This window comes from Hugonella massiliensis (assembly GCA_001486445.1).
GTDB classification, from domain to species: domain Bacteria; phylum Actinomycetota; class Coriobacteriia; order Coriobacteriales; family Eggerthellaceae; genus Hugonella; species Hugonella massiliensis.
Genome location: LN908986.1, coordinates 1,023,418 through 1,038,630, shown reverse-complemented (window position 1 = coordinate 1,038,630; position 15,213 = coordinate 1,023,418). Strand labels below are relative to the sequence as shown.

Here is a 15,213-nt window from a genome sequence, read left to right as displayed (position 1 = left end):
TGCGACCATTGCGCAATCATTGCCAACGAATCGTTATCTACGGGTAAGGAATGTGATCGCCATAGCTACCGAACAAGCGCCCGCCGCTGCGGGCAGTCCTCAGCGCGAGAAATTCGCCTCGCGTCTGGGCTTCATCCTCATTTCCGCCGGCTGCGCCATCGGCCTGGGCAACGTGTGGCGTTTCCCCTACATCACGGGCGAGTACGGCGGCGCTGCTTTCGTGCTCATGTACCTTGTGTTCCTCGTGGTGCTCGGCCTGCCCGTGATGGTCATGGAATTCTCGGTGGGCCGTGCGAGCCAGAAGAGCGCCGCGCTTGCCTTCGACAAACTGCAGCCATCCGGCCGCTTCCACTGGTTCGGCTGGTGGGGCTACATCGGCTGCATAGTGCTCATGATGTTCTACACCACGGTCTGTGGCTGGATGCTCGCTTACATCGTCAAGCTCGGCGTCGGCGAATTCAACGGGCTCGACGCTGCCGGCATCGGCGCTCAGTTCAACGGCTTTCTGGCCGACCCCGTCCAACAGGTGGGCTGGATGCTCGTCGCCTGCCTGCTCGGATTCCTCGTTGTGAGCCTGGGCCTTCAGAAGGGTGTCGAGCGCATCACCAAGGTCATGATGGTCTGCCTCTTGGGCATCCTCGTGGTGCTCGTCGTCCGTTCCGTCACCCTCCCCGGGGCCGAAGCGGGTCTGCAGTTCTACCTGGTGCCCGATTTCGGCCATCTCTTCGCCGGCGACACCCCGTCCGAGCAGTGGGCCAACTTCGCCGACGCGGCCTACGCGGCCATGGGTCAGGCCTTCTTCACCCTGTCGCTGGGCATTTCAGCCATGGAGGTCTTCGGCAGCTACATCGGCAAGGACCACTCGCTCACCGGCGAGGCCCTGCGCATCATGGGGCTCGACACCTTCGTGGCCATCATGGCGGGCCTCATCATCTTCCCGGCTTGCTTCGCTTTCGGCGTGAACCCGGGGCAGGGGCCGGCGCTCGTCTTCGTCACGCTGCCGAGCGTCTTCGACCAGATGCCCTTAGGCCAGCTCTGGGGCGCCCTCTTCTTCGTCTTCATGAGCTTCGCCGCCCTGTCGACCATCATCGCGGTGTTCGAGAATCTCGTCGCCTTCACGATCGACAAATGGGGCGTCACGCGCAAGCAGGCTGTCGCCCGCACGGCCCTTCTCGTCGTCGTGCTCAGCTTGCCCTGCGCGCTCGGCTTCAACGTGTGGAGCGGCGTGACCCTGCCGGGCATTGGCGACATCCAGTCGATCGAGGACTTCGTGGTGTCGAACAACCTCCTGCCGCTCGGTAGCCTGATCTACGTGCTTTTCTGCGTGACCAAGAAGGGTTGGGGATGGAACAACTTCATCGCAGAGGCCGATGCCGGCAACGGCGTGAAGTTCCCCGCTCGCATTCGCGGCTGGGTCACCTTCGGCATTCCCGCGCTCATCGCCATCATTTTCGTTATGGGCTACATCCCCAAAATCGCCGTCTGGACGGGTCTCGCCTAGGTGAGCGCATCGAGCTGAAGCGGGCACGCGCACGCCGTTCCTGGGGCGTGCGCGTGCTGTTTTCGCCATTGGTACAATAGGTATCTGTCGACGATGGTCGCCATCGTCGCTGAAGCAAAGGAGCATCATATGCAGAAATTCATCGCCGAAGAATCCTTCTGGGACCTTTTCCCTGATGCCGCCATCGGCATCGTCGTGGCCAAGGGCATGAAGAGCACCGACCAGGTGCCCGAAGCCGACGCCCAGGCCATCGCCGGCCTTCTGCGCGAGGCCAACGCCGCGGCCGACCAGCATCTGGAAAGCAACACGATTTCGCAGAACGAGGTTGTCGCCGTCTGGCGTGAGGCCTATCGGAAGTTCAAGACCAAAAAGGGGGCGCGCTGCTCGGTCGAGAACCTGCTCAAGCGCGTGCTCAAGGGCAACCCCGTGGGCAGCATCACGCCGTCGGTGGACATCTACAACGCGATTTCCCTGAAATACGCCCTGCCCGTGGGCGGGGAGGACATCGACGCCTTCGAGGGCGACGTGCGTCTGGGCATCACCGAAGGCGGTGACGCCTTCCGCCCGCTGGGCGAAGACGAAGACGAGCCCACCCTGCCCGGCGAGCTCTGCTATCGCGACGACGCGGGCGCGATCTGCCGTTGCTGGAATTGGCGCGACGGCGTGCGCACGGCCCTCACCGACGATTCCAAGAATGCCTTCCTCATCATCGAATGCGTCGACCCCGAGCGCGTCGATGACCTGCGCGCCGCGATCGACGAGTTCGCCAACCTTATCGAGCGTTACCTGGGTGCCACGATTGCCGCAAAGCAGATCGTGACCAAGGACGACCCCGAAATGACGATCGTCGCTTAGGCTTCTCGTCCCTTTCCGCACAGTTTGCGGTAGAATCCCTACTGTCGCGCGGATATGCGCATCTTTGCGCCCATGGCTCAGCTGGATAGAGCATCGGACTTCTAATCCGACGGTCGTAGGTTCGAATCCTACTGGGCGCACCAGCAAAATCCCAGCTCAGAGGCAGGAATGCTTCTGGGCTGGTTTTGTATGTGCGGGAAAGCGGCAGGCTCGCCCGCAGGGGGCTGACGGCTAGCCGTAGCCCCTGCCGCCTGGGCGCTGCGGGCAAGCGGTTGCAGCGCTTCGCAGAGGGAGGTTGCGCATGCCTGGTGTGGGCACGCTCATCAACATGGCCGCCATCGTCGTGGGCGGCCTTGCCGGCATGTTCGTGGGAGAGCGCATGTCGACCCATATGAGGGAGGCCTTGCTCAAGGCCAACGGCGTCGTGGTCCTCTTCATTGGCATTTCGGGTGCGGTCGCCGGCATGCTCACCCAGAGCGGCGGGACCTTCGGCACCCAGCATTCCATGCTCGTCGTCGTCTGCATCGTGTTGGGAACGCTGATAGGGGAGGCCTGCGGCTTCGACGCATGGGTGACGCGGTTCGGGGAATGGCTCAAGGCGAAGACGGGCAACGCCGGCGACGTGACGTTTGTCGACGGCTTCGTGACCGCCTCGATGACGGTCGCCGTAGGCGCCATGGCCGTGGTGGGCGCCGTGGACGACGCCCTGCTCGGCGATATTTCGGTGCTCTGTACCAAGGCGATTCTCGACTGCGTGATTGTGCTCTCGATGGCCTGCACGCTGGGGCGGGGCTGCATGTTTTCCGCCTTGTCCGTGGGGGTGGTGCAGGGGAGCGTGACCGCGATCGCCCTTCTCGCGGGGCCCTTCTTCACCGATACGGCTCTTGCCTACCTGAGCCTGGTGGGGTCGGTCGTGATCTTCTGCGTGGGCGTGAACCTGGTGTGGGGCGACAGGATCGCCGTGCTCAACATGCTCCCCGCGCTCGTCTTGGCGCCGGTGTGCGCCTACCTGCCCCTCGCGCTTTGATAGTGGCCTCTCATGCCCCCTTTCGCATGCTGCATACAGCGGTGAATTCCAGTGAGGTGGGGCAGGGCCCAACATGCAGGCGCGCACAAAAAAATCCCCGGTTGACGAACAACCGGGGATTTCGTACGCACATGGAGCGGAGTACGGGATTCGAACCCGCGACCCCCACCTTGGCAAGGTGGTGCTCTACCAACTGAGCCAACTCCGCGTCAGCAAGATAGTATTATAGGGGGCTGAGCGAACTGCGCAAGCCCCTAGTTTGAAAAAACTTTTACTTCGCTCGTTGGTGCAGGCCACAGCCTTTATTTTCGAAAGATGAATATTCAGTTGTACTCAAATACGTACACGTAGACCCTCGACCACGCCTAGGATGTACCCATCATCTGAAGCAAAGGAAAGGGATCGCCATGGAATTCATCACGGGTATCATTCGCGTCAACGGTCGCTCGGTGGAAGTGGAGCGCGACATGCGTCGGGTCGTGCGCTATTTCGACGAATCGGGCGCGCTCATCACCAAGATGGTCTTCCGCGATTGGCGCGGCCGTACGTTCGTCCAGGAGTCCGACGGCGCCTACCATCGCATCTCCCTCGCCGACGAGCGCATCCGCATCGTGGGCCGTGCTCCCGAAACCGATGTGCCCCTGCCGCGCATCGCCTAACTTTCGCTTGCCATTCAGATCGAACAGGTGCATGCTCTTCTATGACATACCGGGGTGGGGTATATGCCCACCGCTCAATCGAAGGGAAGTTCGCTATGTACGAAACCACCGCGAAGATCGACGGCATGATGTGCGGCCACTGCGAGGCCCATGTGAACGAAGCCGTGCGCGCGCATTTCGATGTCAAGAAGGTCACGTCTTCGCACGAGAAGAACACCACCACCATCGTGTCCGAACTGCCCATCACCAAGGCGCAACTCGAAGGCGCTCTCGCCGACACCGGCTACGAGGTCCTTGCGGTCGATTCGAAGCAGTACGAAAAGAAGGGTCTGTTCGGCTTCGGAAAATAAGCACGCATCGGCCCTTCGTCGTGCAAATCCCCCTTTCTCGGTCTCGATAGCCGATAGCGGTCATCGGTGCGGTACAATCGCTCTTTGTGAATTGATACCTATCGCATAGCGAAAGGGGCGCTTGTGTCGAAAGAATCGACTACGCCGGCAAACGAAACGCTCGTGGAAGGGGCCGTGGCTCCGCGCGAGCGTTTCGCGTCTCGGCTCGGCTTCATCCTTATCTCGGCCGGCTGCGCCATCGGCCTGGGCAACGTCTGGCGCTTTCCCTATATCACCGGCCAATACGGCGGAGCTGCCTTCGTCCTCATCTACCTGGTCTTTTTGATCCTGCTTGGTATTCCCATCCTTGTGATGGAGTTTTCGGTGGGTCGCGCAAGCCAGAAGTCTGCCGCGCTCGCCATGGACGTCCTGCAGCCCAGCCGAAAGTGGCATTTCTATTCGTGGGCTGCCTATGCGGGCAACATGCTGCTCATGATGTTCTACACCACGGTCTGCGGCTGGATGCTTAATTACGTCGTGAAGATGTTCTCGGGCGAAATGAACGGTCTCGACGCGCAGGCAACGAGCGCTGTGTTCGACGGGGTCCTCGCCGATCCCTCCCAGCTCATCGGCTGGATGCTTGCCGCGACCGTCATCGGTTTCCTGGTGTGCAGTTTGGGCCTGCAGAAGGGCGTGGAACGCGTGACCAAGGTCATGATGGTCGCCCTCCTCGCGGTGCTCGTCGTGCTCGTGGTGCGATCGGTTACCTTGCCCGGGGCCGAAGGGGGCCTGGAGTTCTACCTGGTGCCCGATTTCGGCCACCTTTTCGCCGGCTCAACGCCTGCCGAGCAGATGGGCACCTTCGGGAACGCCGTCTACGCGGCCCTTGGCCAGGCCTTCTTCACGCTTTCGATCGGCATGTCGTCGATGGAAATCTTTGGCAGCTACATCGGCAAGGAGCGATCGCTCACCGGTGAAGCGGTGCGCGTCACGGCCCTCGACACCTTTGTGGCCTTCATGGCCGGCCTCATCATCTTCCCGGCCTGCTTTGCCTTCGGGGTCGAACCGGGCGCCGGCCCCAGCCTCGTCTTCGTCACCCTGCCCAACGTGTTCGCCCAGATGCCCCTGGGCCAGCTGTGGGGCGGCCTCTTCTTCGTCTTCATGAGCTTCGCCGCCCTGTCGACGATCATCGCCGTCTTCGAAAACCTCATCAGCTTCTCGATGGACAAGTGGGGTTGGAGCCGCCGCACGTCGGTCATTCGCACGGCCTTTTTGGTGACCGTGCTCAGCTTCCCCTGCGCGCTCGGTTTCAACGTGTGGAGCGGCTTCACGGTGCCGGCAATCGGCGACATCCAGTCGCTCGAGGACTTCATCATGTCCAACAACCTCTTGCCTTTGGGCGGCTTGGTCTACGTGCTCTTCTGCACGCGGAAGGCGGGCTGGGGCTGGAAGGGCTTCCTCGCCGAAGCTGATACGGGCCAGGGCCTGAAGTTCCCCGCCTGGGCGCGCGGCTGGATTGCCTACGGCATTCCCGTGCTCATCGCGATCATCTTCGTCATGGGCTATGCCCCCAAAGTGGCCGTCTGGTTCGGCCTGTCCTAGCGCTGCGCCCTACAAATCCATTTCGAGGTCGACGAGCATCAGATAGACGCTGTCGCGCAGCGATTTGGCGTACTTGCGGCTGATCTTGCCTTCGTCAAGCGCCTTCTGGATCTCGTCGAGCTCGATCGTATAGGCCGTGCGCTCCACGGTGTACATCTTGTCGGTCACGTGCGTGTACGCGGTCACGCTCGGGCGCGAGGCCTGCGCCGCGCGCAGGGCCTGGCGGTAGGTGAGCATCACGCGCGTGAGGGCGTCGGTCGTGTAGGTGTCGTCGTTCGACTGGAAGAGGTGCGACAGGTAGCGAATCGCCTCTTCCTGGCTGCAGATCTGCACTTCGAGTAAAAGCTGGGCCTCTTCCGAATCGGTGGCGTGGGTGCGAAGGCGGCTGATGCGGCTGCGCAGACGGTTCTTCCATCGATGGAGCCGCTGCAGGTCGAAGGTCTTGTCGTCGGCCTTCTTCAGATATTTTTTGGCCTGACTCAGGCGCTCGATGTACTTGAAGCCTTCCCAGTCGCCGATCTCGCCGGCTTCCATCTTGCTCGCCACGAAGTTGAGCTGGTGGTTCACCACGTCTATACGCAGGGCGGTGGTGTCCTCGTCTTCGAGGTCTGCCTCGCTGCGCAGGCGGTCGATGCGGTGGTTGTAGGAACTGATGACCGCCATGACCGGCCGGCTATTCTCTCTCGTGCGCAGGGCGGCTAAACGGTCGATGACCGCGCGGAGAATTTCGATTTTCGCCTGCGCCTGCTCTTCGGCAAGCTCCTCGGAGGTGGCCTGTTTGTTGGGGGCCAAAATGGGCAAGAGGAAATTGGCTAGTGCCAGCGTGAGCAAGATGACGCCCGACGCGAGGAAGATGAGCAGGTCGCGTTGGGGGAAGGTGGTGCCGTCGGCCAAGAGCAGCGGGGTCGAGAAGATCACCGAAAGCGTCACCGCGCCTTTGGCGCCGCCGATCGTGGTCACCAGGGCCGAACGGACGTGGCCCTCCTCGGTGGCGAACCGGCCGCCCGTTTCAGGGTCTTTGGCCAGGTAGTTCATCGCGAGCACCCACAGGAAGCGCACCAAGAACAGGATCGCGGTTATCGCCACGATGTAGAGGATGATCGTGCTGTTGCCGATGGTCACGTCGTCCCAGGTGTCCTGCATTGCGTTGGGCAGCTGCATGCCGAGCAGGGTGAAGACCAGGCCGTTCAGGGCGAACGAAAGCACGTTCCACACGCTCTGCGACACGATCGAAAGCTCCGACAGGGCCGGCCCAATTTTGCGGTCGGTGAAGACGGTCATCGTGATGCCCGCGGCGACGACGGCAAGGATACCGCTCACGCCCACTCTTTCCGAAAGGAGGTAGACGATGAAGGGCATGGCGATTTCGAAGAGCACGTGGAAGGTCGTGGAATCGAGGCCCAGGCTGCGCGCCCCGTTGCGGATTGTGTGGCCGATCCAGCCAAGCACAGCTCCCAGCGCGATTCCGCCTACGAACATGGTCACCAGGGTGGTGGTGGCTTGGGCCAGCGAGAAGGCGCCGGTCACGGCGGCGGCGGTCGCGAACTGGAAGGCCACGACGCCCGATGCGTCGTTCAAGAGCGATTCGCCCGACAGCAGGGCGCTTTCGGTGCGCGTGAGCTTGGCGACTTTCGATAGGCTGGCCACGGCCACGGCGTCGGTGGGGCCCAAGGCCGCGCCCAGGGCGAAGGCCGCGGCGAGCGGAATCGACGGTTCGAGTAGGTTGATCGCGAAGCCTACCGTGAGCATGATCGCGAGGACCAGGCCGATCGCGAGCGAAAGGATGAGGTTGCGGTTGCGCCAAAGGGCGTGCTTATCGGCTTCCATCGCATCGTGGAAGAGCAGGGGTGCGATGAAGACGACGAGGAAGAATTCCGGGGCGAGTTGGATGTTCCCGGGCGTGATCTGCGCGAGCGCCATCAGAAAGCCTATGGCGATCTGAATGAGCGGCAGTGACACGCGGGGGATGACCTGTTCGAGCGCGGCGGAGGCGAGCACCGCAGCGAGCAGAAGGACGATGAGCTCGAAAGTTTCCATGAACTCCCAATTCGTGGGTAGAGGCGACCGTATACTCATTCTATTAGTAGCAGGCGCTTCGGGCGGGGCGTTTTCAAGGAGGAAACAAAACATGGTCGTTGCAATCGTGACGGGGGCCTCGTCGGGCATGGGGCGCGCCTTCGTACGCGCAATCGCCGAGCGCTGCGAGGTCGACGAGGTGTGGGCAATCGCGCGCCGGGCCGACCGGCTTGCCCAGCTGGCCGCCGAAACGGTGGTGCCCGTGCGTGCACTTGCGCTCGACCTGGCGGCCGATGAATCCTTCGACGAACTTAACACGCTGCTCGCCCGCGAGGCGCCCCAGGTGCTCTACCTGGTGAACGCGGCGGGGCTAGGGGAGATCGGCACCTGGAAAACCGTGCCGCAGGCCAGCGTCGACGCGATGATTGACGTGAACTGCCGGGCCCTCGTGCGTATGACTCAGCTCGTGCTGCCGCACATGGTGCGCGGTGGGCACGTCATCGAGCTCGCGTCGTGTTCGGCGTTCACGCCGCTCCCGCACTTGAACGTCTACGCGGCTTCGAAGGCCTTCGTGCAGAGCTATACGCGCTCGCTGCGCTGGGAGCTTTTCGGCACGGGCATCTGCGCGACGGCGGTGTGCCCGGCCTGGGTACGTACCGAATTCGTGAGCGTGGCCACAAGGGGTGCCGGGGCGGGGGATATCCGTCATTTTCCCTTGGCGCAGAAGCCCGAAACGGTAGTGCTGCGGGCGCTTCGCGCCAACCGGATGCATTTCGCTATCGCCTGCTGCGGCGTGCCCGCCTTCTTCCTGCGCATCGTGGGGAAGTTCTTGCCCCACTGCATCACGATCGCCGGTTGGGAGGGCGTGCGCCGGCTGTAGGTGCCGGCCACGGTGCTCTGCTTCGGGCCCCTCTAGGCTATCGCTATGTGCTGCGCAGTCTTCCTGCGATGTTCGGCCGTGGGCCCCCGGGCGCGGTCAATCGTGGAGGCTCGAAATTCCCCCTTGCATTCCGAAACCCGCGCGTTACAATAGCAAAGCGCTTTGCGCACGACATACTTTTTCTTGGACCGTTAGCTTAGTTGGTAGAGCAGGGGACTCTTAATCCCAAGGTCCGGGGTTCGAGTCCCCGACGGTCCACCATTTTGCATGAATGCCCCTGTAAAGGGGCTTTTTCATTTTCGGAAGGTCTTCAGCAACGTTGAGTCGGGGACTCGAACCCCCTTCCTCCCATGGACGCTCGCATATTCGCTGGCGTTTCGCCCCTCTGGTAGAGAAGCATCGATATGCAGCATATTTCGCATTCGCATGGCACAGATATACCGATGTGCAGCAGGCTAATTAATCCAATGGCAGAGATGAGCCGATGTGCAGCAGTTTCTATGCTGCACATCGGCTCATCTCTGCCACCAACGGAAAACCCCATGCTGCACATCGGCACATCTGTGACACGGGCGTCTGATTTTTGCTGCACTTCGATCAATCTCTGCCAGCCTTGCTCCTCCGGTCCCGTGACTGCGGACGCACAGCCGCAGTGCATCGCCCGTTTTTCGCCCTCGTGCCCGATTGTCGCGTATCGAGCGTCCTTGGATCCGTTCTTCCGTTGCATCCACAACGCGCCCGCTGCACGCTGACGAGTTGGCTATACTGAAACTCATTACGCAATCGAACGTGGAGGTTCAGGGTCCCATGCCCATCACCGATTTCCTCATGAAGAACGCCCAAACGCACCCCGACGAAATCGCCCTCGTCGAGGTCAACCCGGGCCTGCGCGAAGCGCGCGGCGTCACCTGGCGCGAATACGAGCTCGTCGAAACGAACCCGGCGAAGAAGTACCGTCGCACCATGACCTGGAAGGTCTTCAACGATCGCGCCAACCGTTTCGCCCACCTGCTCATCGACCAGGGCGTCAAGCGCGGTGACAAGGTCGCCGTCCTGCTCATGAACTGCCTCGACTGGCTGCCCATCTACTTCGGCGTGCTGAAGGCCGGCGCCATCGTGGTCCCCCTGAACTACCGGTATTCCTCCGATGAGATCAAGTACTGCGTCGAACTCGCCGATGTGTCGACGATCGTCTTCGGTTTCGAATTCATCGGCCGCATGGAAGCCCTCGTGGGCCAGCTGCCCGGGGTCGACCGCGCCTACTACGTGGGTGACGAAGACACCTGCCCTTCCTTCGCCGACAGCTACGCCATGCGCATCCGCCATTTCACCACGGAAGACCCGGGCATCGACCTCGACGATGACGACCTGGCCGCCATTTATTTCTCGAGCGGCACGACCGGCTTCCCCAAGGCGATCCTGCACAAGCACCGCGCCCTCATGCGCGCGGCAATCACCGAGCAGAAGCACCACAGCCAGACGCGTGACGACTGCTTCCTGCTCATTCCGCCGCTCTATCACACGGGTGCCAAAATGCACTGGTTCGGTTCGCTCGTGAGCTGCTCGCGTGCGGTCATCCTGCGCGGCGTGCGTCCCGAATGGATTCTGCGCACCGTGTCGGAAGAAGGCTGCACCATCGTATGGCTCCTCGTTCCCTGGGCACAGGACATTCTCGACGCGATCGAAGACGGCACCCTGAGTCTGTCCGACTACCGGCTCGACCAGTGGCGCCTCATGCACATCGGCGCGCAGCCTGTGCCGCATTCGCTCATCGAGCGCTGGCGCCGCTACTTTCCGCACCACGAATACGACACCAACTACGGTCTTTCGGAAGGCATCGGGCCCGGCAGCGTGCACTTGGGCGTGGGCAACATCGACCACGTGGGCGCAATCGGCGTCCCCGGCTACGGCTGGCAGGCCGAAGTCCGCATGGACGACGGCACCTGCGTCGAACCCGGATCGGGCGAGGTGGGCGAGCTCTGCCTGAAGGGCGACGGCGTCATGGTGGGCTACTACAAGAATCCCGAAGCCACGGCCGAAACCCTGCGCGACGGCTGGCTCTACACCGGCGACATGGCCGAAATCGACGCCGACGGCTTCATCTGGCTCGTCGACCGCAAGAAGGACGTCATCATCTCCGGCGGCGAAAACCTCTATCCAGTGCAGATCGAAGATTTCATCCGCACCAATCCCAAGGTGAAGGACGTGGCCGTGATCGGCATCCCCAACGAGCGCCTGGGCGAGATTGCCTGCGCGGTGGTGGAAGCCAAGCCCGGCGAGGAGCTTACGGAAGACGAGATGCAGCAATTCTGCCTGGCGCTGCCGCGCTACAAGCGCCCGCGCCGCTACATCTTCGCCGACGTGCCGCGCAACCCCACGGGCAAGATCGAAAAGCCCCTGCTGCGCAAGCGCTACGGCGCCGAGCGCCTGGTGGAACGCGAGAACAAGGAATAGGCGGGGAAGCTCTGCGGGCGTGGGGCCGGATTGTCGCGTGCCCGAGGCGCGGGCGGCCGGGCCCCGCTCGCGGATACCTCGCAGGTGGGCGGGCCGATGCGTGCGGTAAGCATGCGTCGGCCCGTTTGCTTGGAAACTTTTGGAGAAATCGCGAAGCCGCATTTTCTTCTTGCATCAATCGTGGCGGTACCGTAAAGTATGTATTCGCGCCACGGTGGATGTAGTTCAGTTGGCTAGAACGCCAGATTGTGGCTCTGGAGGTCGTGAGTTCAAGTCTCACTATCCACCCCAGCGCGCCTTTGACATTTCGCTTCGCAAGAAGCTTTTCATGGACCGTTAGCTTAGTTGGTAGAGCAGGGGACTCTTAATCCCAAGGTCCGGGGTTCGAGTCCCCGACGGTCCACCATTTCGCATCAAGGCTCCCGCAAGGGAGCTTTTTCGTTGTGGGGCGGTTCGCACGAACGGTTAGTCGGGGACTCGAACCGATGAGGTGGAAACGCGTTAAGCTCAGGCGCCAGCCCCGCCTGCGCGAGGCCGGCGCCGGCCCCTATACGTCCATACCGCCCAGATACTCGGAAATGGCCTGGTAGATGAAGTTGGCGTACCGGCCTTCGGTATCGTTGCCCTCTGACGACAGGGACATGGTGATCTGTGCCGTGCAGGTGCAGCGCCATTCGCCGACCGACCGAATGGCCCCGATGCGCTCATGCACCTGGTCGGTTTTCTCCTTCATCGCCTCTGCTTCCTTGAAGGCCGTCAGCACGATGAACTGGCTGTCGACCAGGCGCCCGATCACCGCGTTGTTGCCGAACACCTCTTTCAGGCAGGTCCCGATGGCACGCAGCAGTTCGTCGCCCGCTTCCTTTCCGTACAGCTGGCTGAAGACCCCGTATTCCTTCACGAACACGCGGATGATCGCGTAGCGGTTCTTATGGCCCCAGAGCTCTTCCAGGTAGCGGGTAATGCCCTCGGCGATGCTCATGGCGTTGGATAGGCCCGTCACGGGGTCGGTGTGCATCATAGAGAAGGCTCTCTCCGCGGCATCGGTCAGCGCGTCCGCATCGAAGAAAGCCCCCATGAGGCCCACGATCTTCCCGTCGCGGAAGATAGGCGTCTTGTCGACGATGAGCGTGTGAACGGACCCCTGTACGATACAATTCACGACGATGTTGTGCGCCGGGCGGCCCTGGGCGATGACGCTCTCTTCCTGTTTCCGGTAGGGCTCATCGTTGATGTGCCAGCCCATTTCCTCATCGGTCTTGCCCAAGAGCTCGTCGATTGACGCGATCCCGTAGAAATCCAAAAAGCTTTGGCTCGCGCCCGCGAACCGGCGGTTGCGGTCCTTCCAGAAGAATTTCCAGTAGCTGTAGGAAAGCTCGTTTTCCCAGAGAATCGCCGAGGTCATGGCGTCGGCGTCCGCCTGGGGCCCGGCAGCACGGGCGGCGTCGGCATCTTCCGAAAAGCTTGCCATGATGCGGGTGACGGCCTGCTGGGTGAGGCCCGATTCGAGCGTCACGTAAAGAAAGCGGGTGAAGTCGGTTTTCGGCACGGGTACGGCGAGGTGGATGAGCCAGCGGTAGTCGCCCTGAGCGCTTTTGCTGCGGAAATGCGCCGCAAGCAGGTTGTTGGGCGCCTTTGCCAGTCGTTGGGCGAGCGTGGCTGGGTCGCAGAAATCCTGGAACCGCGCTCGGTCGGGCAGATAGACGAAATCGCGTTCCCAGGCAGCGAACGTTGTGGCGATGCCCTTCACGTGGTCGCTTTTCCCGATAGGCTGGTTGGAAAGGGACGACTTCAACACGTCGATCGTATCGGTGGCCAAGTCGAATTCGACGATGTCGTTGCAAACGTAGTAGAGGTCGGAAAGCTGCCCGATCCGCTGGCTTTCGTCGGAATCGGATTCCATTTCCACGTAGCGCAGCCACGCTTGGTAGGCGCGGTGGGTGGCGGTCGATGCGATAAGGCGCGCCTTCAGCTGCATGTAGTGGTCGCCCGAAGGGTAGGTGATCGTCTGCGTGCCGCCGAGCGCCCGCACCTTCTGGTCGACGAAGGAGCGGTGGAAGATCGCCATGGGGTCGCCGTGCTCGTTGAGCTCCTGCTCCCATCGTGCCAAGTTGGGAATGCCGTCTTTGGCGAGCGCTTCGTCGTATCCTTCGTTCGTGAAAAGGAAGGTAAAGCGCGCTCCGTCGTCTTCCGTCACGCACATGGGCTCGTCGGTCTGGTAGTTGATGCGGGCAAGCGCTCGATAGTAGTGCTCGTCTTGGGTGGTTTCCAGGGCAAAGCCCCGCGCGACGCAGTGGGCTCGCAGTTCGGCGCCCGGCAGGGGTTTGCCGAAATAGTAGCCCTGCACCTTTTCGCAGCCGATCGATTTGAGGAAACGGTACTGCTCTTCGGTTTCCACACCCTCGGCCAGGGTGCCGATCCCGATGCGCTTGGCCATGCGCACGGTCGACCGCACGATCTCGCGCGCCTTTTCGGTTTGGCTCGACAGGAAGCTCATGTCGATCTTCAGCTCGTCGAAGCGGTAATCCTTCAGGTTGCCCAGCGACGAGTAGCCGGTGCCGAAGTCGTCCATCCAAATCTGGAATCCCTCGCGGTGGAACCGCTCGATTACGCGCTCTATTTCCTTGGAACGTTCGACGAAGGCGCTTTCGGTGATTTCGATGTTGAGCATGGACCGGGGCACTTCGTAGGAATCGACGATCCGCGTGATGCGTTCGACCACGTCGGCGTGCTGCAGGTCCTTGCGCGACAGGTTGAAGGAGACAGAAGCAATCTCGCGATGATTGGCCAAGGCGTTGCGATAGTCGCGGCAGACGAGTTCGATCATATGGAGGTCGAGGTCGAAGATCTGCCCGCTCTCTTCGAGCGCAGGTATGAAGTCCGCGGGCGCGAGCAGGCCGTGGTCGGGGTCGACCCAGCGGGCGAGCGCCTCGGCGCCGCACACGGTGTGCGAAAGGGTGTGCACCACCGGTTGGTAGTAGACCCGGATCCAGCCCTCTTCGAAGGCGCGGTCGAGGTTGGCCAGGGCGAACGACCGCAGCTGGGCCCGATCGAGAATCTTCTGGTTGAAGAAGGCGTAGGCGCTTTCGGAGCGCCCTTTCAGGGAATCGCAGGCCAGTTTGGCGCGGGTGATCGCTTCGGTGGGGGAGACGTGCTCGAAGGCGTATTCGTAGATGCCGATGCGCACGGGCAGGCCATGCGCCACGCTGCAGAGGTCAAGATTGCTCAGAAGGGCGTCGAGCCGCTCTTCAAGGCCTTCGCGCGCGGTGAAGCAGGCGTAGTGGTCGCTTTCCAGACGCGACGCATTGATGATGCCGAACTGCGCGCGTAGAACCCGCCCCGTTTCGCGGATGAGCGCATCGCCCTCGTCGAAGCCGTAGCGACGGTTGAACTCTTTGAAGTCGCTGTAGTCCAGGTAGAGCATCACGGGTTGGGCACCGTCGTCGATCAGGCGGCCGACGTCCTCTTCGATGCGTTCGCTGAAATACCGTGAGTTGGGCAGGCCCGTGAGGTCGTCGTAGCGGAAGGCCCGCTGGGCGGACGCTATGGGTGCCAGCGACACCAGGCGCGTGGCGAGCGAAGCCTGGGCGGGGCTTGCGGAAGCGAGCGAGGCGCTCTCGTCGGTGCACCAAAAGGCGGCTAGGTCGTCGTGGTCGCCGATGCGGCTCCCCGTGAGGTGTATGACCTGGTAGGAGGTGCCTCCCTCGCGCCTGTTGCGGAAGAGGAGATCGAGCAGGCGCCCTCCTTCGATGAATTCGCGCACGCTTTCGGCCACACGCGCGACGTCGTCGGGGTGGATGTTGCGGCAGGAATCGACCCCCATGATGCGCGTCGCCATTTCGCGCGAGTCCACGCCGAGCAAGTCGAGCATACCCTGTGAAATCACAAGG

Annotated in this window: 10 protein-coding genes and 5 tRNA genes; 12 read left to right on the top strand and 3 right to left on the bottom strand. The window is 62.1% G+C overall.

Annotated features, from left to right (window positions below):
• Positions 1 to 52: 52 nt before the first annotated feature.
• From BN3270_RS07160 to BN3270_RS07145, 4 genes are all read left to right on the top strand, one after another.
• Positions 53 to 1,501 (top strand): sodium-dependent transporter, encoded by a 1,449-nt coding sequence (locus tag BN3270_RS07160; RefSeq protein WP_058986431.1) that lies wholly within the window; start codon positions 53 to 55, stop codon positions 1,499 to 1,501.
• A 129-nt stretch (positions 1,502 to 1,630) separates the two neighbouring features.
• Positions 1,631 to 2,356: a B3/B4 domain-containing protein gene (locus tag BN3270_RS07155; protein WP_058986430.1), complete on the top strand. Its 726-nt coding sequence runs from the start codon at positions 1,631 to 1,633 to the stop codon at positions 2,354 to 2,356.
• Positions 2,357 to 2,422: 66 nt separating this feature from the next.
• Positions 2,423 to 2,499: transfer RNA gene (locus tag BN3270_RS07150), tRNA-Arg, on the top strand.
• A 158-nt stretch (positions 2,500 to 2,657) separates the two neighbouring features.
• A complete protein-coding gene (locus BN3270_RS07145; RefSeq protein WP_271711957.1) occupies positions 2,658 to 3,383 on the top strand; it encodes a DUF554 domain-containing protein in 726 nt (241 codons plus the stop codon).
• Between the two features lie 132 nt (positions 3,384 to 3,515).
• Here the strand turns inward: BN3270_RS07145 and BN3270_RS07140 are convergent.
• A tRNA-Gly gene (locus BN3270_RS07140) sits at positions 3,516 to 3,591 on the bottom strand.
• Positions 3,592 to 3,790: 199 nt separating this feature from the next.
• On the opposite strand from BN3270_RS07140, the gene BN3270_RS07135 reads away from it, so the two are divergent.
• The 3 genes from BN3270_RS07135 (at position 3,791) to BN3270_RS07125 (ending at position 5,973) form a co-directional block, all read left to right on the top strand.
• The gene (locus BN3270_RS07135; RefSeq protein WP_058986429.1) at positions 3,791 to 4,042 is read left to right on the top strand and encodes a hypothetical protein; all 252 of its coding nucleotides are present in this window, start codon (positions 3,791 to 3,793) and stop codon (positions 4,040 to 4,042) included.
• 95 nt (positions 4,043 to 4,137) lie between these two features.
• Positions 4,138 to 4,392 carry a heavy-metal-associated domain-containing protein gene (locus BN3270_RS07130; RefSeq protein WP_058986428.1) on the top strand — a complete coding sequence of 85 codons (255 nt, stop codon included), beginning with the start codon at positions 4,138 to 4,140 and terminating at the stop codon, positions 4,390 to 4,392.
• A gap of 123 nt (positions 4,393 to 4,515) precedes the next feature.
• Positions 4,516 to 5,973, top strand: a complete 1,458-nt coding sequence (locus BN3270_RS07125; protein WP_271711956.1) for a sodium-dependent transporter — start codon at positions 4,516 to 4,518, stop codon at positions 5,971 to 5,973.
• 9 nt (positions 5,974 to 5,982) lie between these two features.
• Here BN3270_RS07125 and BN3270_RS07120 read toward each other — a convergent pair whose 3' ends face one another.
• On the bottom strand, positions 5,983 to 8,010 hold the full coding sequence (locus BN3270_RS07120; protein ID WP_058986427.1) for a Na+/H+ antiporter: 2,028 nt from the start codon (positions 8,008 to 8,010) through the stop codon (positions 5,983 to 5,985).
• A 91-nt stretch (positions 8,011 to 8,101) separates the two neighbouring features.
• Here BN3270_RS07120 and BN3270_RS07115 point away from each other — a divergent pair, with 91 nt between their 5' ends.
• The 5 genes from BN3270_RS07115 to BN3270_RS07095 all read left to right on the top strand — a co-directional run bounded on the left by BN3270_RS07115 (position 8,102) and on the right by BN3270_RS07095 (position 11,729).
• Positions 8,102 to 8,869 carry an SDR family NAD(P)-dependent oxidoreductase gene (locus BN3270_RS07115; protein ID WP_058986426.1) on the top strand — a complete coding sequence of 256 codons (768 nt, stop codon included), beginning with the start codon at positions 8,102 to 8,104 and terminating at the stop codon, positions 8,867 to 8,869.
• 185 nt (positions 8,870 to 9,054) lie between these two features.
• Positions 9,055 to 9,130: transfer RNA gene (locus tag BN3270_RS07110), tRNA-Lys, on the top strand.
• Between the two features lie 546 nt (positions 9,131 to 9,676).
• Entirely contained in the window at positions 9,677 to 11,323 is a 1,647-nt protein-coding gene (locus tag BN3270_RS07105) for a class I adenylate-forming enzyme family protein (RefSeq protein ID WP_058986425.1), read from the top strand.
• A 214-nt stretch (positions 11,324 to 11,537) separates the two neighbouring features.
• Positions 11,538 to 11,614: transfer RNA gene (locus tag BN3270_RS07100), tRNA-His, on the top strand.
• A gap of 39 nt (positions 11,615 to 11,653) precedes the next feature.
• Positions 11,654 to 11,729: transfer RNA gene (locus BN3270_RS07095), tRNA-Lys, on the top strand.
• Between the two features lie 141 nt (positions 11,730 to 11,870).
• Here the strand turns inward: BN3270_RS07095 and BN3270_RS07090 are convergent.
• Positions 11,871 to 15,194, bottom strand: a complete 3,324-nt coding sequence (locus BN3270_RS07090; RefSeq protein ID WP_167551331.1) for an EAL domain-containing protein — start codon at positions 15,192 to 15,194, stop codon at positions 11,871 to 11,873.
• Positions 15,195 to 15,213 lie beyond the last annotated feature (19 nt).